This is a genomic window from Pseudomonas sp. NPDC089547 (assembly GCF_050280665.1).
Classification (GTDB): domain Bacteria; phylum Pseudomonadota; class Gammaproteobacteria; order Pseudomonadales; family Pseudomonadaceae; genus Aquipseudomonas.
Genome location: NZ_JBNNVS010000063.1, coordinates 1 through 21,847 on the forward strand (window position 1 = coordinate 1; position 21,847 = coordinate 21,847).

A 21,847-nucleotide genomic window follows, 5' to 3' on the forward strand; every position below is an offset into this window, starting at 1 on the left:
CGCATGCGCGAAGCCTTCCGCCTGGCTGAAGAAGAAAAGCCGGGTGCGGTACACCTGGAGCTGCCAGAAGACATCGCCGCCGAGCAGACCGACGCATTGCCGATCCCGCGCAGCCTGCACCGCCGCCCGCTGGCCGAGCACGTGGCCATTGAAGCTGCTGTCGAGAAGCTGCAGAACGCCCGTAGCCCGATCCTGGTGATCGGCGCCGGTGCCAACCGCAAGATGACCGCCAAGGTCCTCAAGCAGCTGATCGACAAGACCGGCATCCCGTTCATCACCACCCAGCTGGGTAAAGGTGTGGTTGACGAGCGCCACCCGCGCTTCCTGGGCAACGCCGCGCTGTCGTCGGGTGACTTCGTGCACCGCGCCGTCGAGGCCGCCGACCTGATCGTCAACATCGGCCACGACGTGATTGAGAAGCCGCCGTTCTTCATGGTGCGTGGCGGTACCGAAGTCATTCACATCAACTTCCGCTCCGCCGAAGTCGATGCCGTGTACTTCCCACAGGTTGAAGTAATCGGCGACATCGCCAACGCCGTGTGGCAGATCAGCGAAGCGCTGACCGACACCTCGCACTGGGATTTCACCCGCCTGCTGGCCATCCGTGAGGCCAACGAAACGCAGATTGCCGAGGGTGCTGACGACAACCGCTTCCCGGTCTACCCGCAGCGCCTGGTCGCCGACATCCGCCGCGTGCTGCCATCCGAAGGCATCGTGGCCCTGGACAACGGCATCTACAAGATCTGGTTCGCCCGTAACTACAAAGCGCACAAGCCAAACACCGTGCTGCTGGACAACGCCCTGGCGACCATGGGTGCTGGCCTGCCATCGGCCATGGCTGCGCACTTGGTACACCCGGACCGCCCAGTGATTTCGGTGTGTGGCGACGGCGGCTTCATGATGAACAGCCAGGAGCTGGAAACGGCTGTGCGCCTGGGTATGCACATCACCGTGGTGATCCTGCGTGACGACGGCTACGGCATGATCCGCTGGAAGCAGGCCAACATGGGCTTCACCGATTTCGGCCTGGACTACGGCAACCCGGACTTCGTCAAGTATGCCGAAGCCTATGGTGCCAATGGCCACCGCGTGGAAAGCGCCGAAGGCCTGCTGCCGCTGCTGGAACACTGCATCAAGACCCCGGGCGTGCACGTGATCGACTGCCCGGTCGATTACAGCGAAAACGACCGCATCCTCAACAGCGAACTGCGTCAGCGCGCGCTGGCGGTATAAGCCCCGAGGCCCACAGGTACGGAGCCCTGTACCGTACCTGTGGGAGCGGGCATGCCCGCGAAGACCCCAACACGTTGGATGGCACCGGCTTCGCCGGTGTTCGCGGCCATGGCCGCTCCCACAGAGGTTGCACAAGACTTATTGACCCAGTCAGTTGGTCCACACCGATCCTCCCCGATCCATGCTGTCGCATCCCCTTCTGTCCCGCATGTGCTAGGGTGCACACACTTTTGCTTTTCAGGATCCTCAGCCTCATGCTCCCCGCACTCAGCGAAAAAGAACTCGACCGCCTCGAAGACCTGCTGATCACTTACGGCAACGATTACTCGGTGCTGAATCTGGCCGAACTCAATGGCTTTTTTACCGCGCTCGCCAGCTCGCCGGTAACTGTCTACCCGGAGCAATGGCTGCCTGCGGTAGCCGGTGGCAAGGTGCCGAAGTTCAAGAAGCCTGCGCACGAAGAAGCGTACACCGCGTTGATGCTGCGCTATGCCAATCAGGTTGCTGAGGCGTTGGGTGACAACGTCGACCACTTCGAGCCGCTGTTCGAGGAAAGCGAGGGCGAGGAAGGTAATGTGATCGTCATGGAGGAATGGTGCTTCGGCTACATGCGCGGTACCCAGGTCGCCGGCTGGAGCGAGTTGCCGCCCGAGCAGGACCAACTGCTCAAGGCCATTTCGCTGCATGGGCTGGAAGACAACTTCGAGTTGCTTGACCAGATGAGCGAGGCCGATATCCAGGCGTGCGTGCCACAGGTGGTCGAGGCCGCTCGGGGGCTGTTCCGGTATTTCAAAAAGCTGCACTGATCCTGAATGTGCAATGAGGCTGCCGGCCTCTTCGCGGGTAAACCCGCTCCCACAAGATTGCACGGTTTGCGCAACCTGTGCGAACAACGTGGGAGCGGGCTCGCCCGCGAAGAGGCCAGCAGCACCGGCACACAAATAGCTCAGAACCCCAGGCTTACCGTCGCCACCAGCGATGCCGGTTCCCCTGCATAATTCCCCGCACTGGAAATGGTCTCGATGTAGTCCTTGTCCAGCACATTGCGTGCGTTCAGCGACACCCGAAGGTGCTCGTCGAAGTCGTGGAACACGCTCAGGTCCAGCCGCCCGTAACCACTGGCGCTGTAGCTGTTGGCCAGGTCGCCATAGCGCTTGCCGGCAAAGAACACGCCCGCACCAAAGCCAAGGCCCTGTAGCGGCCCATCCTGTAGCTGATAGGTCGACCATAGCGAACCACTGACCACCGGCACACCCTCCAGCCGGTTGCCTTCCTCGTAGCGCGTATCCTCGACCAGCTTGGCGTCGAGCACCGCGATGTTACCGATCACGTTCCAGCCGTCACGAATCTCGCCGCTTACATCCAGCTCGACGCCACGCACCCGCTGCTCGCCCGTCTGGATCGAATAGCTGCTGTCCAACGGGTCGTTGGCAGCCAGGTTCTTGCGGCGGATCTCGAACGCCGCCAGCGTCGCCGACAGGCGTTCGGGGATGATGTCGTACTTGGCGCCGACTTCGTATTGCACACCGGTCTCCGGGTCGAGCACGCTGCGGTCGCGGGTCAGGCGGTTCTGTGGCGCGAAGGAGGTGCTGTAGCTGACGTACAGCGCCAAACGATCGGTGGGCTGGTAAACCAGGCCAGCACGGGGCGATGTGTCGGAGGGGTCGATGTCGATGTCGGCGTAGTCACCTGCTGCGGTGTAGTTGCGGTTGCGCTGCTTGACCTGGTCATGGCGCACACCCAGCAGCAGCTTCCATTGCTCGCCCAGGTCTATCTGATCCTGTACGTATACACCGTAGGTTTCCTGATCGAAGCGCGAGTCCTCGCCAAAGCGGAAAAGCCCTGGCTGTGCGCCATGCACGGGGCTCCAGATATTCAGCGGGGCGACATCGGCACGCAGCATGGTCACGCTGCGCCTCCCCGTTACCGACTCTACCCCCGCCAGCAACTGATGCGCCAGCCCGGCGGTGGTGAAGCGTGCGACCGCCTCGAACTGGGCACTGAGCGAGCGCTGGGTTTCGTCAAAGTCGGTGGCACGGCGGGTCAGGGTAAAGCCGTCTTTCTCCAGGGTGCGCTGAGAGATGTTGAGCATGGTCTTGTTCGACTTGTCCCAACGGGTGACCTGGCGCAGGGTCAGCCAATCGTTCAGGTCGTGTTCCAGCTTGAACCAGGCGGCGGTCTTGTCGCTGTTGCTGTGTGACCAGGGCTCTTCCAGGAAGACCTTGTGCCGGGAGTCGACGCGGTCGCCGATCACCTGCAGTCCGCGGTCGTACTGGGCATCGGTCTCGGTGTATTCCAGGCCCATGTCTATCCGGGTGTGTTCACCTGGTGCCCACGACAGCGACGGGGCAAAGTGGCGGCGGTGGCTGTCGCGGTACAGGTCACGAAAACTGCCTTCGGTCTGGTAAGCCATGGCCAGGCTGCCGGCCAAGCCATGTTCGGTCGACAGCGGCCCGCTGAGCCAGGCCTGGCCGCGCTGATAGTCGTAGGAACCGGCCTGCAGCTTGACCTGGGCTTCCGGCACCAGCGTTGGCTTGCGCGTCACCACGTTGATCAGCCCGCCCGGGTTGCCACGGCCATACAGCACCGAGGCCGGCCCCTTGAGCACTTCGATACGCTCCACGCCGGCCAGGTCGGTGAGGATTTCCGGGCGCACGGTCAGCGAGTTGGTCAGCACCCCGTCGATGGCATAGGTGGTGCCCTGAAAACCACGCACGATGAAGCTCTCGACACTGCCGCCATGGGTATTGCCACGCTGGATGCTGCTGACGTTGCTCAGGGCGTCGGCCATGCTGTTGGCCTGCTGGTCTTCCAGCACCTGGCGCGGCACTACCTGGATCGACTGCGGGATATCACGCAGGGGCGCGTCGGTCTTGGTGCCGACACTGCTGCGTGAGGCCTTGTAGCCTTGTAACGGGCCGATGGCCGAATGCCGCAGGTCGTGCAGGCCATTGATGTTGGTCGAGTCCAGTTGCAGGGCGGAGGAGGTCGGCCTGGCGCGCAGGATGTAGGTGTTACCACTTTGCGGTACAGCCTCCAGATGGGTGCCCTGCAGCAGTCGGTCGAAACCTTGGGCAGTACCCACGTCGCCTTGCAGCCCGGGGCTTTGCAATTCGCCAAGCATGGCTGGGTCCAGCGGCAGGGTCACACCGGCCTGGGCAGCGAACTCGGCCAGGGCCTGGGCCAGTGGGCCGGCGGGGATGGCGTAATGACGATCGTCCTCGGCCCAGGCGAAGGGCGAGGCGATGAAGCTGGCGAGCAGGGTGAGTCGCAGATGCATGGGGCTTCCTGATGGGCTGAAAGGGTGGTTTTCAGGAAGAGGACACCTGAGGCTGATAAAACACGACACGGTCATTTTGTGGTTCGGGTTCACTGGCCTCTTCGCGGGTAAACCCACAGGCAATTACACAGGGCTCGAACCTGTGGTAATCCTGTGGGAGCGGGTTCACCCGCGAAAGGGCCAGAGGCAACACCTCACACCCCGGCCGGTACCACGGTCACCCAATACCGCGACAGGTAATTCACCCGCAACGGAAACGCCATCGCCAGCGCCCGCAGCGCTGCATCGCTGTCTGCCAGCTGATAAACCCCGGAAATCTCCAGCCGGGCCACCTCCGGCGCACAGCGCACCCAGCCATGCCGGTAGCGCCCCAGCTCGGCCAGGAAGCTCGCCAGCGGCATACGCTCGACTCGCAGCACGCCATCCAGCCAGTCCACTCTCGCCTGCGTACTGTCCACGCGCCTTACCCGGCTGGCACTGACCAGCGCTTGCTGCCCTGCCTCTATGCGTAGGGTTCCGCCTGCCCTAGGTGTAACCGCCACCGCGCCTTCCAGCACCTTCAGCTCGTCGTGCTGTTCATATTGGCGCAGGGCAAAGCGCGTGCCCAGTGGCTGGAACAGGCCCCATGCCGAGCGCACCAGCATCGGCCGCGGGTCTTTGCCGGTGCTGACATACAACTCCCCCCGGCGCAGCACCAGCAAGCGTTCGCCGGCGCTGTAGCGGATGTCCACGGCGGTATCGGTATTCAGGTGCAGCTCGGTGCCGTCGTCCAGGGTCAGCTGGCGTCGTTCGCCGACGGCAGTGCTGATATCCGCCAGCAACGCATCCATCGTCCCTGTGCGTGACAGGGTCACCCCCAGCGAGCCCAGTACCACCAGCGATGTCAGCGCCTTCACTGCTGCGCGCCGGCCCAATGCCGCAGGCCGCTGCAAGGTCGAGCGGGCCACGCTGGGCGGGATCGACTGCACCTGGGCACTGAAGCGTGTCGCCAGTTGCCAGGCCCGCTCGTGTTCGGCACTGGCCGCCCGCCAGGCTGCGCATGCCTGCTGTTCGCCTTCACTGGCCCCACCTTGCAAGCACAGGAACCAGCGCGCGGCCTGCTGGGCTACGGGGCGTGATACGGGGGGCGACATCATGGCCAGCCCTCCGATGCCAGTACGATGCACTCCTCGAACGCCCGCACCAGCCAACGTTGCACCGAGCGCACGGTTACGCCCATTTCCTCGGCGATCTGTTCCTGGCTGAAACCTTCCACCTGCGCCATGAGAAACGCGCGCCTTGCCTTGCCCGGCAAGCGCGCCAGCACCCGGTCCACGGTATTCAAAGCTTCCAGCAACGCCGCCTGACATTCGGCGCTGGGCGCCTGGTCTAGCGGCATGTTCGCCAGTGCTTCCAGGTAGGCCCGCTCCAGGGAGCGACGGCGGTAGAGGTTGAGCAGCAGGCGTCGGGCGATGGTGGCCAGGTAGGCGCGTGGCTCGCGCAGCTCGGTGGGCGGTGCATGGGTGAGCAGTTTGACGAACGTGTCCTGGCTCAGGTCGGCGGCATCGCAGCGGTCGTTGACGCGGCGGTACAGCCAGCCTTGCAGCCAGGTGTGATGGCTGCGGTAGAGCTGCTGGATGGGCGCGCGGTCGGGGGACATGGGCAAGAGATGTTTTCGTTATTGAGAACTACTTGCATTCTATGCAAATTGGCTTTTCAGCGGCAACTGCAGCATGTGGCTGATGCACAGGGCTATTATTTCGACCCGCGAAATTATGGTTTCCTCACCGCACGGATTCTGCTGCCAGCTGAACAGGTGCAGCATGTGCTCCACCAGCCCATTTCGGTGCTGATCAGGAGCCAAGCCCATGTCGAACCCGATCAAGCTTTACAACTTCCCCAAGTCTGGCCACGCCCACCGCATCGAGTTGATGCTGTCGCTGCTGAACCTGCCCACCGAGGTGGTGTTCGTCGACTTGGCCAAAGGTGCGCACAAGCAGCCGGATTTCCTTGCCCTCAACCCGTTCGGCCAGGTACCGGTCATCGACGACAACGGCACGGTGATCGCCGATTCCAACGCCATCCTGGTTTACCTCGCCAAAAAATATGACAACGGCATCTGGTTGCCCGAAGAGCCAGCTGCCGCCGCCCGCGTGCAACGCTGGCTGTCAGTCGCCGCAGGCCCACTGGCTTTCGGCCCGGCTGCTGCGCGCCTGGTGACCGTGTTCGGTGCCGCGTTCAACACCGACGAAGTGATAAACCGCGCCCATACCCTGCTCAAGGTGATCGACGCCGAGTTGGCCAAGGTGCCGTTCCTGGCCGGCAACACGCCCACCATCGCCGACATCGCCAACTACTCTTACATCGCTCATGCACCAGAGGGCAACGTGTCGCTGGAGCCCTACGCCAACGTGCGCAGCTGGCTGGCACGTATCGAGTCGCTACCGGGCTTCGTGCCTATGCCACGCACCGTGATCGGGCTGCAAACCAGCGCCTGACACCCCGCCCTCGGGAGGAACGCCACCATGCAACAGCCCCAGGACCAACGCCCCTCGCCCTGGCATGCGGGCGAGAAAACCCTGCAGGAAACGGTCGGTGTAGCAGAGCGCATGGAGGCGTTCGGGCAAAAGGTCATACGTGACCATATGCCCGACCAGCATCGCATCTTCTATCACCAGTTACCCTTCATGGTGGCGGCCAGCGTGGACGCCCAGGGCCGGCCCTGGGCGACGTTACTGGAGGGGGCAGAGGGTTTCGTCAGCTCGCCCGACCCTCGCCAGTTGATGATCGACACCACCTTGCCGGCAGATGACCCCGCCACCCCGGGGCTGGTGGCAGGGCAGGCGGTTGGCCTGCTGGGCATCGAGTTGCACACCCGTCGGCGCAACCGCATCAACGGGCAGATTCGCCAGGCTACAGATGGCCAATTGCAGGTGGCGGTGGAGCAGTCGTTCGGCAACTGCCCGCAGTACATCCAGTTGCGTGACTACACCCGCGTCACCGAACCCGCCCAGGCGCGTGTCGATGCGGCAACACTGGATGCCAAGGCGGTCAGCATGATCCAGGCCGCCGACACGTTCTTCGTCGCCAGCTATATCGAGCATGACAACGGCCAGCGCTCGGTGGATGTTTCCCACCGTGGCGGCCGGCCAGGGTTCGTCAAGGTCGAAGGCAATACGCTGACCATTCCCGACTACGCCGGAAACCTGCATTTCAACACCTTGGGCAACCTGTTGCTGAACCCGCGGGCAGGCTTGCTGTTCATCGACTTCAACACTGGCAACGTGCTGCAACTGTGCGGGCGGGCCGAGCTGTTGCTGGAAAGCCCGGCTATCCAGGCTTTCGAAGGTGCAGAGCGGCTGTGGACGCTGGCGGTCGAGCAGGCCGTGTGGCGGCCGGCCGCGGTGTCCCTGCGCTGGGCCTTCAAGGAGTACGCACCGACCAGCCTAATGACCGGCACCTGGGCCGAAGCCGACGTGCGTTTGCAACAACGCCAGCAACAGCGCCAATGGCAGGCCTGGCGCGTGTTGCGGGTGGAGCAGGAGAGCCGAGATATCCGCTCGTTCTACCTTCAGCCGCCCGTCGACAGCACAGAGGTTTTTGCAGCCGGGCAACATGTTCCGGTGCAAATCCGGCGCGAGGGTGAAGCGGCGCTGATCCGCACCTACAGCCTGTCCAGCGCACCATCCGACGGCTATTTGCGTATTAGCGTCAAAGCCCAAGGCCCGGTTTCCCGGCACTTGCATGAGCGCATTGCGCCAGGGGATGTGCTTGACGTACGCCCACCCATGGGCAGCTTCACACTGGACTTGCAGAGTACGCGGCCGCTTGTGCTGATTGGCGTCGGCGTAGGTATTACGCCGTTGCTGGCCATGCTGCGTGAGCAGTTGAGTCAAGGGCAGCCGCGGCGCATTCACGTGTTCCATGGCGCTCGCAGCCTGGGCGATCTGCCGTTCCAGGAGGAACTGGCGAACTTGCGGCAACAGGCCGGTGAACGGCTGCACGTGTACCGTGTCCTGAGCCAGCCGGAATATCATGCGTTGCTTGGGCGAGATTATGAGTTCATCGGCCGGCTGGGCATCGAGCAGGTCAAGGCGACGCTGGCGCTGGACGACTACGATTTCTACCTGTGCGGGCCCGGCAGCTTTACCCAGGACCTGTATGAAGGGCTGCGTCAGGTGCATGTGCCCGATGCCCGGATTCATGCCGAAGCCTTTGGCCCCTCGACGCTGCGGCGGCACACGGACGGGGACCTGCCAACCTTGCAGCAGCCGCCTGCGGCCAGCGAGCCCGTGCCGGTGTACTTCGCCGCATCGGCCAAGGAGGCGCGTTGGACACCGGGGAGCGGCACGCTGCTGGAGCTGGCCGAGGCGCGCGGGCTGGCGCCGGAGTTCAGTTGCCGGGGCGGCTCTTGTGGAACGTGCAAGACCAAGGTGGTGAGCGGCCAGGTGCATTACCCGAACCCACCGGCAGAGCTGCCAGAGGCGGGGTCGGTGCTGATCTGTTGTGCTGTGCCGGCGCAAGTGGAAGAGGGGGTACAGGCGCTGGTGCTGGATATCTGATTCGCCTGTCCCGAGCGAGGTCCCCTGTAGGAGCGGCCTTGTGTCGCGAAAGGGCCGCAGCGCGGCCCCGGGATTTCAGCAGTGAAGCATGAATTGCTGGGGCTGCTTTGCAGCCCTTTCGCGACACAAGGCCGCTCCTACAAGGGACCGCGCACGGTGCAGGCAACAAAAAATGCCCAGATGAAAGATAATCCCGGCACCACATAGCCCCCAGGAGCCCGCATGGACCAGATCCACCTGATGAAGGTGTTCGTCGCTGTCGGCGAGCTGGAAAGCTTCGCCGCGGCCGCCCGCCGCCTGGACATCTCCCCGGCCGCCGTCACCCGTGCCGTCAGCGCCCTGGAAGACCAGCTCGGGGTCAAGCTGCTGCTGCGCACCACCCGCAGCGTACGCCTGACCGAAGCCGGCGGCCGCTACCTGGAAGACACCCGGCATATCCTGGCCAGCATCCACGAGGCCAACGAAGCCGCTGCGGGCATCAACGCCTCCCCCAAAGGCGACCTGGCAGTTACCGCGCCGATCCTGTTCGGCAAGAAGTTCGTCATGCCGTGCATCGTCCGCTACTTGCAGCAGTATCCCGAGGTCGATGTGTCTGCCTACTTCCTCGACCGCGTGGTGAACATGGTCGAGGAGGGCATGGACGTGGCCGTGCGCATCGGTCCGTTACCCGACTCCGGCCTGAAGGCGCTGCGGGTCGGCAGGGTGCGGCGGATGTTGTGTGCCTCCCCCGACTACCTGGCCCGCCATGGCGTGCCCAGGCACCCCTCGGACCTGGCTGGCCATGCCGTGATCGGCACCACCAACCTGTCGCCCAGAGCAGGCTGGCGTTTCGGGGTAACCGAAGAGCCGACAATGGTACGCATGAAGCCACGGCTAACGGTGACCAGCAATGACGGGGCCATTGCTGCTGCCAGTGGTGGGCTGGGGATTGCCCGCCTGTTGTCGTACCAGGTTGCAGATGAGCTGGCCAATGGGCAGTTACAGGTGCTGCTGGCCGAGTACGAAGAGGCGCCCTGGCCCATCCACGTATTGCACCGGGAGAGCAAGTACGGCTCGGCCAAGGTCAGGGCCTTTATCGACATGCTGGCGCAGACGTTGCGGAGCCAGCAGCTGGATTGAGGTCGTACAACAGCGCTGGAAATGGCTTGAAATAATAATTGTTGTACGACGACCTATGACATGGCACTCTTTCACCTGAAACAATTTGTCGCAAATAGCCCTGCCGGCATTTGCGCCAATCGCTCGCCACTCTAAAAACAAGAAATTCAGGTGAACCATGAAGATGAAAGGCATCCGTTGGTGGATGGTCAGCCTTGTCACGGCTGGGCTCGTCGTCAACTACCTCGCCCGCAACACCCTCTCGGTGGCCGCCCCCACCTTGATGACCGACCTCTCCATCACTACCGAGCAATACGCCAAGATCGTCGCCACCTGGCAGGTGTGCTACGCCCTCATGCAGCCGATTGCCGGCTGGTTCATCGATTTCATCGGCACCAAGCTGGGCTTTGCCGTGTTCGCCATGGCCTGGTCACTGGCCTGTGCCGGTGCAGCCTTGGCGAGCGGCTGGCAGAGCATGGCGTTCATGCGCGGGTTGCTGGGCATGACCGAAGCCGCTGGCTTGCCAGCCGGAGTCAAGGCTACTACCGAGTGGTTCCCTGCCAAGGAGCGTTCGGTGGCGATTGGCTGGTTCAACATCGGCTCGTCGCTTGGCGCCTTGCTGGCGCCGCCGCTGGTGGTGTGGGCCATCCTGCACAGTGGCTGGCAGCTGGCGTTCGTGATCGTCGGCGTTTCCGGTGTTGCCTGGACCCTGTTGTGGATGCTGCTGTACAAGCACCCACGCGATCAGAAGCGCCTGAGTGACGAGGAGCGCGACTACATCCTGGCCGGGCAGGAAGCGCACTTCAAACAGGACACCCGCGAGAAGGGCGCGTGGAAGCGTATCTTCAAGGCCCGCAACTTCTACGCCATCGCCTCGGCGCGGATCCTCTCGGAGCCGGCCTGGCAAACCTTCAACGCCTGGATTCCGTTGTACCTGATGACCGAGCGGCACATGAACATCAAGGAAGTCGCGATGTTTGCCTGGCTGCCGTTCCTGGCTGCCGACATTGGCTGTGTGCTGGGCGGTTATCTCAGCCCGCTGTTCCACCGCTACTTCAAGGTGTCGCTGTTCACCTCCCGCAAGGTGGTGCTGGTGTTCGGTGCCAGCTGCATGATCGGCCCGGCCTGCATCGGCCTGGTGGAAAGCCCGTACACGGCGATCCTGTTGCTGTGCATTGGCGGGTTTGCCCACCAGACGTTGTCGGGGGCGCTGTACTCGATTACCTCCGACTCGTTCAGCAAGGACCAGGTGGCCACGGCGACCGGCATGGGGGGGATGTGCGGGTACCTGGGGGCGGCGGTGTTTACCCTGGTGTTCGGCATTCTGGTCACGCAGATTGGTTACAGCCCGTTGTTCGTGGTACTGGCGGCGTTCGATATCGTGGCGGCGGTGCTGGTGTGGAAAGTGGCGCGCGAGGTGCGGGGGGATGTTTCTGCCAAGCCGATGGTGGGGGCTAGCGAGGCATTGGCATAAGGGTTGAGAATTTGGGGCCGCTTTGCGGCCCATCGCGACACAAGGCCGCTCCTACAGGGGACCGCGTAACACGCACTGGCGCGGTCCTTTGTAGGAGCGGCCTTGTGTCGCGATGGGCTGCAAAGCAGCCCCAATCCAGGCAACACAACTACAACGCCCGATACTGCATCCTGAACCCCAGGCTCATCACTTCCCCATGCTGCAACAACCTCAACCCCGGCCGCCCCGGCAGGTGATGTGCATTGACCGGGTGAGTCACCGGTTCAAAGCAGAAAAAACCCTGCCCCTGCGGGCAGAACAGCAAGTAGTGCTCAGCCCCGCTGGCGCTGCACGCCAACCGATACCCGGCACCCGGCTGTTCAATCACACATTCCCCCGGCCAGCCACTGAACGCGTGATCAACCACCGTGTCGGGCAGGTTGCCCAACGTTTCAAACCGCCATTGCTCCGGCACCTCGGCCTGATACGAGGGCAGCTGCCCGTCCTCGGCCAGCCAGACCTTGCGCGCCGCTGCATGCAGCTGCGTATCCGGATACCGCGGGAAGTAAGGATGCAATCCCAACCCATACCAGTTAGCCCGCTCATCCAGGTGCTTCACATGCAGGTCCAGGTTCAGGCACCCCTCATGCAAGTGCACATCGAGCGTCGCCAGGTAGGCAAACGGCACTTCACTGTGCAGCGTCAGGCGTGCGCGTCGCTGGCTGTGGTGCTCCACCTGCCAGGCCTGCTGCCAGGCGCTGCCGTGAATCGGGTAGGGGTCGTGTTCGGTATTGGGCGCCAGTGCCTGCCAGCCTTCAGGCCTGGCAAAGCCACCCTCGGCAATACGGTTGGACCACGGCACCAATGGATAGCACCCCAGTCGCCGGGGTGTACCAGCTTCCAGCGCGGCCGAGTCGCAATGGCGCAGCAAAGCCTGCCCGGTTGCCTTCACTTCCCAGTTGACCAGGCTGGCGCCCAGTTCCGGTGCCAGGCTCAGGCGGGTCAGGGCGTCCTGCAGGTGCAGTTCGGTCACAGCCATTCAAGGCTCCTTTCACATGAACAATCAACGGGTTCGGCGGTAGGTGAGCAGCACGATGCCGCACACCACCACGGCGCCGCCGAGTAATTGCAGGCTGCCGAGTTGCTGGTCGAGCAAGGCCCAGCCCAGCAGCAGCGTGGCGATGGGCTCTACGTTCATCACAGGGGCGTTCTGCGCCATGTTCAGCCTTGGCACGCAGACAAACAGCAAGGTGAACGCCAGGCCGTACAGCACCACCAGGCTGGCAAGAGCCAACCAGCCGCTGCTGCTGCCCGGCAGCGACAAGCCGGACGGCATCACGCCGCTGAAACCGGCAACCAGCATGCTGGAGAATACGATCAGCAGTGTCAGCAGGCTGCGCACGGGGCCGCGCACGGCGGCCAGCTTGTGGTCGGTGATCCACAAGGCACAGGCAAAGGCGCAGGCAGCGCCAAAGGCCAGGCTGACGCCCAGCGCCCAGTGTGGGTTGGCCGCGCCGCTGTCTGTCAGGCGTGCCGGCACATCCAGCGCCAGTACCAGGCCGCACAGGATCAGGCCCATGAACAGCACCGTGCGGCCAGTAGGCCGTGCGCCGCCCAGTGCCCAGGTGAGTAGCGCCAGCAGCATCGGGAAGGTATTGCCCACCAGCAATGCCAGGGCCACCGGAATGCGCGCCACCGCCGAATACAGGCACAGGCTCTGGGTGGCGATCAGCAGGCCGAGCAGCAGTTGCCAACGGCGGGTGCCGGTGGGCAGGCCCATGGCCTGGCGTTGCCACAGCAGCAGGCCGGCCAGCACCAGGAAGGTGATGCCCGAACGGCAGAGGATGGCCAGCAGCACGCCGGTACCGTCATCGAAGGCGATACGTGCGGCGATGTGGTTGCCGGCGAATGAGCAGGCCAGCAGGGCCAGCAGGGCGATGGCCAGCTTACGTGGGAACAGAGCGACAGCAGAGGAGGGGACAGCCATGTACAGGATCCGTTTGCAGGTAGATTTTCCAGCCGTATCGCGGTCGTTGTAGGAGCGGCCTTGTGTCGCGATCGGGCCGCAAAGCGGCCCCAGGATTTCGGCGTTGATGCAGATATTGCTGGGGCCGCTTTGCGGCCCGATCGCGACACAAGGCCGCTCCTACAGAGCCCGCAAATGCTTTTAAAGCACCACGCTAGGCAGCCACAGAGAAATGGCCGGAATGTAGGTCACCGCCATCAGCACCAGGAACAGTGCCAGGTAGAACGGCAGCAACGCTTTCACCGTCGATTCGATACTCACCTTGCCGATCGCCGAGCCGACGAACAACACCGCCCCCACCGGCGGGGTGATCAAGCCGATCCCTAGGTTCACCAGCATGATCATGCCAAAATGCACCGGGTCCACGCCGATACCGCTGATCACCGGCAACAGGATTGGCGTGAGGATCAGGATCAGCGGCGCCATGTCCATCACCGTGCCCAGCAGCAACAACATGAAGTTGATGCACATCAGGATCACATAGCGGTTGTCCGACAGGGTCAGGAACGCCGTGGTGATCTTCGACGGGATCTGCATCAGCGTCATCACGTAGCCGAAGCTGGCGGCAAAGCCGATCAGGATCATCACGATGGAAATGGTGCGTACCGTGCGGTGCATCAGCTTGGGCAGGTCGCGCCACTTGTAGTCGCGGTAGATGAACATGGTCACGAAGAATGACCACACCACCGCCACGGCTGCCGACTCGGTCGCGGTGAACACGCCCGACAGGATGCCGCCCAGGATGATGACCATGGCCATCAGGCCCCACAGCGCTTCACCGGCAATTTTCAGTGCCTGGCGCAGCGGGATCACTTCGCCTTTGGGGTAGTTGCGCTTTTTGGCGAAGATCAGGCACAGGCCCATCATCACCGCGCTAAGCAGCAAGCCCGGCATCACCCCGGCCATGAACAGCGAGGCGATCGACACCGTGCCGCCCGCTGCCAGCGAGTACAGCACCGAGTTGTGGCTGGGCGGGGTCAGCAGCGCCTGTACCGAACCGCTGACGGTGACTGCGGTGGAGAACTCGCGTGGGTAGCCCTTGCGCTCCATCTCCGGAATCAGCACCGAGCCCACCGATGCAGTATCGGCCACCGACGAACCTGAAATCGCGCCAAAGAACGTCGAGGCCATGATGTTGACCAGCGACAGGCCACCACGCACGAAGCCCACCAGCACCCCGGCAAACGCCACCAGCCTTCGTGACATGCCGCCCTCGGCCATGATCGCGCCGGCCAGCACGAAGAACGGAATGGCCAGCAGCGAGAATTTGTTAACCCCGCTCGCCACCTGGATCATCATCGCCTGCAGCGGGATGTCGATCCACCAGGCGCCGATCAACGCCGAAAGGCCCAGGGCATAGGCCACTGGCATGCCCAGCAGGATGAGCGCAATGAAACTGCCCAACAGAATGAACGCATCCATTTACGCCGCTCCTTCGTTTTCTTCCAGTTGGTCGAAGCGCACCACCTTGCGGTGGCTCTGGTCGCCCAGCAGCAGTTTCTCCAGCACGAACACCAGGGTCAGCACGCCACCCACCGGGATCGGCGCATAGGTCATGCCCACCCGCACCCCCGGCAGCGATGCCAGAAACTGGTTCCAGGTGGTGATGCACAGCTTGGTGCCGTAGTAAGTCATGAACACGCACACCAGAATCATCAGTACCTGCACCAGCAGCGCCACCAGCCGGCGCTGCAGCGGTGGCAGGCGGTCGGTAATCATCGCCACCGCCATGTGCGCCCCGGCGCGGTAGCTGGCGGCGGCGCCGACAAAGCTGAATACCACCATCAGCAGAATGGCCACCGGCTCCGGCCAGCTGGAGCCGGTGCCAAGAACGTAGCGGGCAAAAATGCCCCACGGGATGATCAGCGACATGGTCAGGATCGACAGGCCGGCGACCCAGATACAAGCGCGGTACAGCGTGTCGTTGGCACGCAGAAAGAGGTTTTTCATGGGCATCACCAAAGCGGCAGGGCGGCGGGCGCCGCACTGCCGGGGTCGGTAGGAGAGGTCGCGCTTACTGCACCGCGTCGATACGCTTCATCAGGTCGGCGTATTGCGCGCCGTATTTTTCCCGTACCGATGCAGTGGCGTCGTAGAACGGCTTCTTGTCGACGGTGATGAACTCGACACCAGCGGCCTTGAGCTTCTCTTCGCTGGCGGCAGACTTGGCGTCCCACAGCGCACGCTCTTCCATCTGTGCCTCACGCGCCACCTTTTTCACCAGCACCTGCTGCTCGGGGGTGAGCTTGTTCCAGGTGGTCTTGGACATCACCACCGGCTCCGGCAGGATCAGGTGGCCGGTCAGGGTGTAGTACTTGGCGCTCTGGAAGTGGTTGTGCTCGAGCAGGGTGGGCGGGTTGTTCTCGGCACCGTCGATTACCCCGGTCTGCAAGGCGCTGAAGATCTCCCCGGTGTCCATGGCAATACCGTTGCCACCCATGGCGTTCATCATGTCGATGAACAGCGGGTTGCCCTGCACGCGAATCTTCATGCCCTTGAGGTCTTCCAGGCTGCGCACCGGCTTTTTGGTGTAGATGCTGCGCGAGCCGCCGTCCATCCAGGCCAGGGCCACCAGGTTGAAGTCGGAGTTGGTGATCTTGTCGAGGATCTCCTGGCCGATCTCGCCGTCGATGATCTTGCGCATGTGGTCATGGTCGCGGAACACGAACGGCATGTTGAACACGTTCACATCCGGTACCACCGGGCCAACGATCCCCAGGCTGACGCGGGTCATCTGCACTGCGCCGATCTGCGCCTGTTCGATCACTTCCTTTTCCGAGCCCAGCACGCCACCGGCAAACATCTTGAAAGTGATGTCGCCATTGCTGGCGGCTTCGAGCTTTTTGCCCATGTTCTGCTCGGCGACCACGGTGGGGTAGCCGGCCGGGTGGATTTCGGCGAACTTGATGTCCAGCGCCGAGGCGGGCATGGCCACGCTGAAGGCGAAGGGGAGTACGGCAAGAAGCAGCTTGCGTTTGAACGTCATGATGAAACTCCGTGTTTTTTATTATCTGGTTTCGGGCGTGCAAGTGTGGGTACGGCAGGGGGCGCTCAGCCCCGGTAGGCAGGCTCCTCCAGGCCTTTGGTGCCAGGGTTGAGGGCAAACACCCCGCCCGCCAGGGGCTGGTCGCTGAGGTCAGTGCCTGCGGGGCGGATCGAGGTGACGTACAGGGTGTCCAGGTTGGCACCGCCAAAGGCGCACATGGCCGGTTTTTTCACCGGCACGCTGAGCGAGCGGTCAAGGCGGCCGTCGGGTGTGAAGCGGTGGATCTGCCCGGCGTCGTTGCCGCAGATCCAGTAGCAGCCGTCCTGGTCGATGGCCGCGCCATCGGGGCGCCCTGGGTAGCCGCGCATGTCGACGAACAGCCGCTTGTTGTGCGGCGTGCCGCTGTCGATGTCGTAGTCGAAGGCCCAGACCTTCTGCACGTTGGGGTGCGAGTCAGACAGGTACATGCGTGTGCCGTCGGGGCTGAAGGCCAGGCCGTTGGGCACGATCATGCCGTCCTGTTGCAGGTGCAGCTGGCCTTCGCCGTCATGCCGGTACAGCGCACCTACGTGGGCACCTTGCTGCATGTCGAGCAGCATGGTGCCGGCCCAGAAGCGGCCCTGGCGGTCGCAGCGGCCATCGTTGAAACGCATGCCGCCTTGAGCATGTGGCACGCTGCTGAGCAAGCGGCTGTCGAGGCTACCGTCGGCGTTGGCCCGGAGCTGGAAAATGCCGCTTTCCATACCCGCAACCCAGCCTTGGCCGCTGCGGGCGATGCAGGCCAGCATCTCGTCGCCCTGCCAGACCTGATGCATGCCATCGGCCGCCTGCCAGCGGTGCAGTTGGCGGGCGGGAATGTCGACCCAGTACAGCGCTTGTTCAGCGGGGTGCCACACCGGGCTTTCGCCGGTGCCGTTGCGGGCGTCGACGATCAGTTCGCAGTTCATGGCCGTGCCTCCTGGCGTGGGTGGGGTCAGTTGAACGGGCCGGCCACGGCAAAGGCGCCGCCCTGGTAGACCATGCTCGGGTCATCGGCGGCGGGCGCCGGCTGGGCCTCGACGGCGGCGCGGAAGGGTTCGGAGCTGTCCTTCGGCGCATAGCCCAGGTGCTCGGCATGGCGGTTGTCCCACCACACGGTGCGGTTGTCGGAGGCGCCGTAGACGATGGTGTGGCCAACGTCGGGGGTGAACAGCCCGCGCTCGATCAGTTGCACCAGGTCGTCGTAGCTCAGCCAGGTGCAGAGCATGCGGGGGTTTTGCGGTTGCGGGAACGACGAGCCAATACGGATGCTGACGGTTTCGATGCCATAGCGGTCGAAGTAGAAACTGGCCACATCTTCGCCATAGCATTTGGACAGCCCGTAGTAGCTGTCGGGGCGGCGCGGGGAGCGGGCGTCGATGCGTTCATCCTGGCGGTAGAACCCGATGGTGTGGTTGGAGCTGGCGAAGATGATGCGCTTTACCCCGTGCTTGCGCGCCGCCTCGTAGACGTGGAACACGCCGCAGATGTTGGGGCCGAGGATGTCTTCGAAGGAATGCTCGGTAGACACGCCGCCGAAGTGGATGATGGCATCGACGCCTTCGACCAGGGCGTGTACCGCTGCTTTATCGGCCAGGTCGCAGGTGATGACCTCTTCATGTGGGCCTGCGGCAGGTGCCATGGGGCTGATGTCGGAAAGGCGCAGGACCTCGGCGTAGCCTTGCAGGCGTTCGCGAAGGACCTTGCCCAGGCCGCCCGCGGCTCCGGTGAGCAGCAGGCGATTGAGGGGAGTAGGTGTCATGGCCGGCTCTTGTTGTTAATTGTTGTAGGTTGTCGTATGACTTCGATGATTATTGGCGGTGGGTCTGGTGGTTGTCAATGAGGCTTGTGTGGCTTTTATTGGCCTCTTCGCGGGTAAACCCGCTCCCACAGGGACCGCAACAGCCTCGGGGGTATCATCGCATCTGTGGGAGCGGGTTCACCCGCGAACACGGGCGAAGCCCGTGCCATCCAGCCGCAGGTTTTGATCAGAGCAACGACAACGGGTAGTTGAAGATCAACCGGTTCTCATCAAACTCGTTATTGCTGTAATCCCGCCGAATCGACGAGTTACGCCATTTCACACTCAAATCCTTGAACGCCCCGCTCTGGATCACATACGCCAGCTCCGTCTCGCGCACCCATTCCTTGCCATCGGTCACCACCCCGCTGTGCACATCGCGCCCGCTGATGTAGCGGTTCATCAGGGTCAACCCCGGTACCCCGACGGTGACGAAGTTGAAGTCATGGCGCACCTGCCACGAACGCTCGTTGGCGTTGTCGAAGCTGGAGTTGTAGCTGTCGTTGGCCAGCGTCCCGCCGCTGGTACCGTTGACCCGCATCCAGGTATCGCCATCGACCTTCTGCAGCCCGACCCAGAAAGTGCTGCCGCCATACTTGGCCGAGAACATCCCCGAGTAGGTTTTGTTGTCCAGTTCGCCAGCGCGTCTGGAGCCGTCGTCATCGCCATGGAAGTAGCCCAGGTTGGCGCCCAGAGTCCAGTCACCCAGTGGCTGGCTGTGGCTCAATTGCAGGTACTGCTGCTGATAGACGTCCTTCAACACCGCATTCCAAAGCCCGACCAGGGTGCGGTCCTTGTTGAACTTGTACTCGCCACCGACAAAGTTGAAACGGTCCGACACACCACCGCCGTAGCTCATGTCTTCCATGCTGGCGTCGTTGCGCGGGCTGTTGCCGCGGAACTGGCCACCGTACAACGTCAACCCTGCGATTTCGCTGGAAGTGACCTGCCCGCCACGGAACGTCTGCGGCAGCGAACGCCCGTCGTCCGAGCGCAGAATCGGCAGCACCGGCATCCACTCGCCGATTTTCAGCTCAGTCTTGGAAATACGTGCCTTGCCCGCCACCGCCAGGCGCCCATAGTCATCCGCCGGCTTGCCATCGTCATGGCGCGGCAGCAACGCCGTGCCATAGGTGCCGCCACCGCCATCCAGCTTGACCGACCACAGCCCCAGCACATCCACGCCGAAGCCGACAGGCCCTTCGGTGAACCCCGAACGGGCGTCGAGAATGAAGCTTTGCGTCCACTCTTCAGCCTTGCTTTGTGGGTTGCTCGGGTTGGTGAAGTTACGGTTGATGTAGAAATTGCGCAAGCCGAGGGTGGCCTTGCTGTCCTCGACAAACCCCGCAGCCAGGCTGGTGCCTGGCAAGCCGGCGATAACCCCGGCGCCAAGCAGGGCGAAGGGCAGGGTGTGGCAGATTTTCATTATTGTTGTGCTCCCGAAGGGTATGGCAGCCCGTCCACCGGGCACGCACAAGCGGCCTACGGCAGGGGCGGGTGGGTAACGGGCCGGTCAGGGCCAGGGGTGAATGCGCGGTAACCGGATGCTAGGTACTGGCGGGCGTACGCAGGCAAGCCGGGGGAAGAGGGGTAGGGGTATGCAACAGACGTGGGTGTAGCGGGATGTGTGTCGACATGGGTTCGTCCACTGATTGTTGTTTTTGTTATGTGTTGTCGTACAACTATGAGCGATTATTAGCCCGGGTGAGGTGGGCTGTCAACGCCTGATGGCTTAGCAATTTAGGGGTTAGATGGCAACAATCGAGCTGTAGAAGCTCTATTGTGAGCGCCCTAGAGACATCCTACGACCAAGGTAGTCCCTTGCACGCCTCCAGCAGCGGATGAGATGTGCTACTGGGCAACGGTCTTGCACAAAACCTAAAGGTTGGCGCGATCACTGTGGGAGCGGGCTTGTCGATGCGTCGAACCGCCGCGAACACGGGCGAAGCCCGTGCCATCCACCCCCATTGCCTGCAAACCGAAGACATCGTTTACAAGGCAAACCGGAGACATGATTTACAAGTCCAATCCAATCACCTGTGGACCCTGCCGGCACCCTGCGCTATCTTCAGATCTGGCCTCGCCCTCGACCACGTAGACTGGCATGTCCAGTCCCGGCATCCTCGTTGGTGCCGTACCCCCTTGTCGGCGTGGGCGGGGCCTCTTCTTTACTCGAAAGTCGAACCATGGCGTCCATCAACATCCGTATCGACGACGAACTCGAAGCCCGCGCCTACGAAGAGCTCGAACGCCTAGGTGTAACCCCCTCCGAATTGATGCACCAAGTTCTGCAATATGTAGCAGAGCAGGGCAAGCTGCCCTTCGGGTCAGCCAAAGTGGCTGAGGAAGATGAAGACCTCATCGCGGCTGTAAATGAGCGTCTCGCTTCCCCGCTGCGGGTGAAGGTCCAAATGGATGACCTATAGAATCTGACTCGATGAATGGCGCCGGCGATGCTGGTATTCGCCGGTAACGCCTAATGCCAGTCAGTCAGACAGATTGGGGCCGCTTTGCGCCCCTTCGCGGGCTCGCCCGCTCCCACAGGTATAGCGCTGAGCCTATGGGCGCATCGTCCACCACCTCATGCGTCAGCCACCAGCGCAGATGCCGGTTCTCCTGTTCTGCCATTCCCGCGCCCCAAAAAAAGGCTGCCATTCGGCAGCCTTCTCGATGCTCAGCCCGGACAATCAATCCCAGCTCAAAGCCCCACCAGTCTGATACTCAATCACTCGCGTCTCAAAGAAGTTCTTCTCCTTCTTCAAGTCCATGATCTCGCTCATCCAAGGGAACGGGTTGGTAGTCCCCGGGTACTCTTCCTTCAGACCAATCTGGGTCAAACGACGGTTGGCAATGAACTTGAGGTAGTCCTCCATCATCGCCGCGTTCATGCCCAGCACGCCGCGTGGCATGGTGTCACGGGCGTATTCGATCTCCAGCTGGGTCCCTTGCAGGATCATCTGGGTCGCTTCTTCCTTCATCGCCGCGTCCCACAGGTGCGGGTTCTCGATCTTGATCTGGTTGATCACGTCGATACCGAAGTTCAGGTGCATCGACTCGTCACGCAGGATGTACTGGAACTGCTCGGCAACGCCGGTCATCTTGTTGCGGCGGCCCATGGACAGGATCTGGGTGAAGCCGCAGTAGAAGAAGATGCCTTCCAGTACGCAGTAGTAGGCAATCAGGTTGCGCAGCAGCTCTTTGTCGGTTTCGACAGTACCGGTGTTGAACTCCGGGTCGGAGATGGCGCGGGTGTACTTCAGGCCCCAGGCGGCTTTTTTCGCGACCGACGGGATCTCGTGGTACATGTTGAAGATCTCGCCTTCATCCATGCCCAGCGACTCGAAGAAGTACAGTTGTGCTGAAGAACTCCGTGCAGTTCGGCTACGCCCTGCACCGCCTGGGCAGCTACGG

At 62.8% G+C, this 21,847-nt stretch carries 19 protein-coding genes; 7 read left to right on the forward strand and 12 right to left on the reverse strand.

The features are described from left to right. Both ACQKPZ_RS25795 and ACQKPZ_RS25800 read left to right on the forward strand, forming a co-directional pair. A partial coding sequence (locus tag ACQKPZ_RS25795) for an acetolactate synthase large subunit (protein WP_427543672.1) occupies positions 1 to 1,233 on the forward strand: 1,233 nt, incomplete at its 5' end. Between the two features lie 254 nt (positions 1,234 to 1,487). Beyond that, positions 1,488 to 2,039 carry a UPF0149 family protein gene (locus tag ACQKPZ_RS25800; protein ID WP_427543675.1) on the forward strand — a complete coding sequence of 184 codons (552 nt, stop codon included), beginning with the start codon at positions 1,488 to 1,490 and terminating at the stop codon, positions 2,037 to 2,039. 140 nt (positions 2,040 to 2,179) lie between these two features. Here the strand turns inward: ACQKPZ_RS25800 and ACQKPZ_RS25805 are convergent, their stop codons facing one another. The 3 genes from ACQKPZ_RS25805 to ACQKPZ_RS25815 form a co-directional block, all read right to left on the reverse strand. After that, a complete protein-coding gene (locus ACQKPZ_RS25805; protein ID WP_427543678.1) occupies positions 2,180 to 4,513 on the reverse strand; it encodes a TonB-dependent siderophore receptor in 2,334 nt (777 codons plus the stop codon). 194 nt (positions 4,514 to 4,707) lie between these two features. Continuing rightward, positions 4,708 to 5,649: a FecR domain-containing protein gene (locus ACQKPZ_RS25810; RefSeq protein ID WP_427543681.1), complete on the reverse strand. Its 942-nt coding sequence runs from the start codon at positions 5,647 to 5,649 to the stop codon at positions 4,708 to 4,710. Beyond that, positions 5,646 to 6,152, reverse strand: a complete 507-nt coding sequence (locus ACQKPZ_RS25815) for a sigma-70 family RNA polymerase sigma factor (protein WP_427543720.1) — start codon at positions 6,150 to 6,152, stop codon at positions 5,646 to 5,648. The genes ACQKPZ_RS25810 and ACQKPZ_RS25815 overlap by 4 nt, the downstream gene beginning before the upstream one ends. Before the next feature lie 208 nt (positions 6,153 to 6,360). On the opposite strand from ACQKPZ_RS25815, the gene ACQKPZ_RS25820 reads away from it, so the two are divergent. The 4 genes from ACQKPZ_RS25820 (at position 6,361) to ACQKPZ_RS25835 (ending at position 11,626) form a co-directional block, all read left to right on the forward strand. Then, on the forward strand, positions 6,361 to 6,990 hold the full coding sequence (locus ACQKPZ_RS25820; protein ID WP_427543684.1) for a glutathione S-transferase family protein: 630 nt from the start codon (positions 6,361 to 6,363) through the stop codon (positions 6,988 to 6,990). A gap of 27 nt (positions 6,991 to 7,017) precedes the next feature. Next, positions 7,018 to 9,054 (forward strand): pyridoxamine 5'-phosphate oxidase family protein, encoded by a 2,037-nt coding sequence (locus ACQKPZ_RS25825; RefSeq protein ID WP_427543687.1) that lies wholly within the window; start codon positions 7,018 to 7,020, stop codon positions 9,052 to 9,054. A 222-nt stretch (positions 9,055 to 9,276) separates the two neighbouring features. Then, on the forward strand, positions 9,277 to 10,173 hold the full coding sequence (locus ACQKPZ_RS25830; RefSeq protein WP_391127177.1) for a LysR family transcriptional regulator: 897 nt from the start codon (positions 9,277 to 9,279) through the stop codon (positions 10,171 to 10,173). A gap of 157 nt (positions 10,174 to 10,330) precedes the next feature. Beyond that, positions 10,331 to 11,626, forward strand: coding sequence for an MFS transporter (locus ACQKPZ_RS25835; RefSeq protein ID WP_427543690.1), 1,296 nt, complete (start codon positions 10,331 to 10,333; stop codon positions 11,624 to 11,626). 148 nt (positions 11,627 to 11,774) lie between these two features. Here ACQKPZ_RS25835 and ACQKPZ_RS25840 read toward each other — a convergent pair whose 3' ends face one another. From ACQKPZ_RS25840 to ACQKPZ_RS25875, 8 genes are all read right to left on the reverse strand, one after another. After that, positions 11,775 to 12,644, reverse strand: coding sequence for an aldose 1-epimerase (locus ACQKPZ_RS25840; RefSeq protein WP_427543692.1), 870 nt, complete (start codon positions 12,642 to 12,644; stop codon positions 11,775 to 11,777). Between the two features lie 24 nt (positions 12,645 to 12,668). Next, on the reverse strand, positions 12,669 to 13,592 hold the full coding sequence (locus tag ACQKPZ_RS25845; protein ID WP_427543695.1) for an EamA family transporter: 924 nt from the start codon (positions 13,590 to 13,592) through the stop codon (positions 12,669 to 12,671). A 180-nt stretch (positions 13,593 to 13,772) separates the two neighbouring features. Further along, a complete protein-coding gene (locus ACQKPZ_RS25850) occupies positions 13,773 to 15,053 on the reverse strand; it encodes a TRAP transporter large permease (protein WP_427543698.1) in 1,281 nt (426 codons plus the stop codon). Beyond that, on the reverse strand, positions 15,054 to 15,581 hold the full coding sequence (locus ACQKPZ_RS25855; protein ID WP_391127165.1) for a TRAP transporter small permease: 528 nt from the start codon (positions 15,579 to 15,581) through the stop codon (positions 15,054 to 15,056). It lies immediately after the preceding gene. Between the two features lie 64 nt (positions 15,582 to 15,645). Further along, positions 15,646 to 16,617 (reverse strand): TRAP transporter substrate-binding protein, encoded by a 972-nt coding sequence (locus ACQKPZ_RS25860; RefSeq protein WP_427543701.1) that lies wholly within the window; start codon positions 16,615 to 16,617, stop codon positions 15,646 to 15,648. A gap of 65 nt (positions 16,618 to 16,682) precedes the next feature. Then, positions 16,683 to 17,564, reverse strand: a complete 882-nt coding sequence (locus tag ACQKPZ_RS25865; protein ID WP_427543704.1) for a glucurono-1,5-lactonase — start codon at positions 17,562 to 17,564, stop codon at positions 16,683 to 16,685. A 26-nt stretch (positions 17,565 to 17,590) separates the two neighbouring features. Beyond that, entirely contained in the window at positions 17,591 to 18,397 is an 807-nt protein-coding gene (locus ACQKPZ_RS25870; protein ID WP_427543708.1) for an NAD-dependent epimerase/dehydratase family protein, read from the reverse strand. Positions 18,398 to 18,623: 226 nt separating this feature from the next. Further along, entirely contained in the window at positions 18,624 to 19,862 is a 1,239-nt protein-coding gene (locus ACQKPZ_RS25875) for an OprD family porin (RefSeq protein ID WP_427543711.1), read from the reverse strand. Between the two features lie 760 nt (positions 19,863 to 20,622). Here ACQKPZ_RS25875 and ACQKPZ_RS25880 point away from each other — a divergent pair. Further along, positions 20,623 to 20,862, forward strand: coding sequence for a type II toxin-antitoxin system RelB/DinJ family antitoxin (locus tag ACQKPZ_RS25880; RefSeq protein ID WP_427543714.1), 240 nt, complete (start codon positions 20,623 to 20,625; stop codon positions 20,860 to 20,862). 261 nt (positions 20,863 to 21,123) lie between these two features. On the opposite strand, the gene ACQKPZ_RS25885 is transcribed toward ACQKPZ_RS25880, so the two are convergent. Beyond that, positions 21,124 to 21,847: ribonucleotide-diphosphate reductase subunit beta (locus ACQKPZ_RS25885; protein WP_427543717.1), on the reverse strand; the 724-nt coding region annotated here is incomplete at its 5' end.

Coding starts and splice junctions, on each gene's coding strand:
- ACQKPZ_RS25815 (WP_427543720.1), bottom strand. CDS start 6,152: ATGTCCCCCGACCGCGCGCCCATCCAGCAGCTCTACCGCAGCCATCAC.
- ACQKPZ_RS25870 (WP_427543708.1), bottom strand. CDS start 18,397: ATGACACCTACTCCCCTCAATCGCCTGCTGCTCACCGGAGCCGCGGGC.
- ACQKPZ_RS25820 (WP_427543684.1), top strand. CDS start 6,361: ATGTCGAACCCGATCAAGCTTTACAACTTCCCCAAGTCTGGCCACGCC.
- ACQKPZ_RS25865 (WP_427543704.1), bottom strand. CDS start 17,564: ATGAACTGCGAACTGATCGTCGACGCCCGCAACGGCACCGGCGAAAGC.
- ACQKPZ_RS25810 (WP_427543681.1), bottom strand. CDS start 5,649: ATGATGTCGCCCCCCGTATCACGCCCCGTAGCCCAGCAGGCCGCGCGC.
- ACQKPZ_RS25830 (WP_391127177.1), top strand. CDS start 9,277: ATGGACCAGATCCACCTGATGAAGGTGTTCGTCGCTGTCGGCGAGCTG.
- ACQKPZ_RS25845 (WP_427543695.1), bottom strand. CDS start 13,592: ATGGCTGTCCCCTCCTCTGCTGTCGCTCTGTTCCCACGTAAGCTGGCC.
- ACQKPZ_RS25880 (WP_427543714.1), top strand. CDS start 20,623: ATGGCGTCCATCAACATCCGTATCGACGACGAACTCGAAGCCCGCGCC.
- ACQKPZ_RS25860 (WP_427543701.1), bottom strand. CDS start 16,617: ATGACGTTCAAACGCAAGCTGCTTCTTGCCGTACTCCCCTTCGCCTTC.
- ACQKPZ_RS25800 (WP_427543675.1), top strand. CDS start 1,488: ATGCTCCCCGCACTCAGCGAAAAAGAACTCGACCGCCTCGAAGACCTG.
- ACQKPZ_RS25825 (WP_427543687.1), top strand. CDS start 7,018: ATGCAACAGCCCCAGGACCAACGCCCCTCGCCCTGGCATGCGGGCGAG.
- ACQKPZ_RS25875 (WP_427543711.1), bottom strand. CDS start 19,862: ATGAAAATCTGCCACACCCTGCCCTTCGCCCTGCTTGGCGCCGGGGTT.
- ACQKPZ_RS25840 (WP_427543692.1), bottom strand. CDS start 12,644: ATGGCTGTGACCGAACTGCACCTGCAGGACGCCCTGACCCGCCTGAGC.
- ACQKPZ_RS25855 (WP_391127165.1), bottom strand. CDS start 15,581: ATGAAAAACCTCTTTCTGCGTGCCAACGACACGCTGTACCGCGCTTGT.
- ACQKPZ_RS25850 (WP_427543698.1), bottom strand. CDS start 15,053: ATGGATGCGTTCATTCTGTTGGGCAGTTTCATTGCGCTCATCCTGCTG.
- ACQKPZ_RS25805 (WP_427543678.1), bottom strand. CDS start 4,513: ATGCATCTGCGACTCACCCTGCTCGCCAGCTTCATCGCCTCGCCCTTC.
- ACQKPZ_RS25835 (WP_427543690.1), top strand. CDS start 10,331: ATGAAGATGAAAGGCATCCGTTGGTGGATGGTCAGCCTTGTCACGGCT.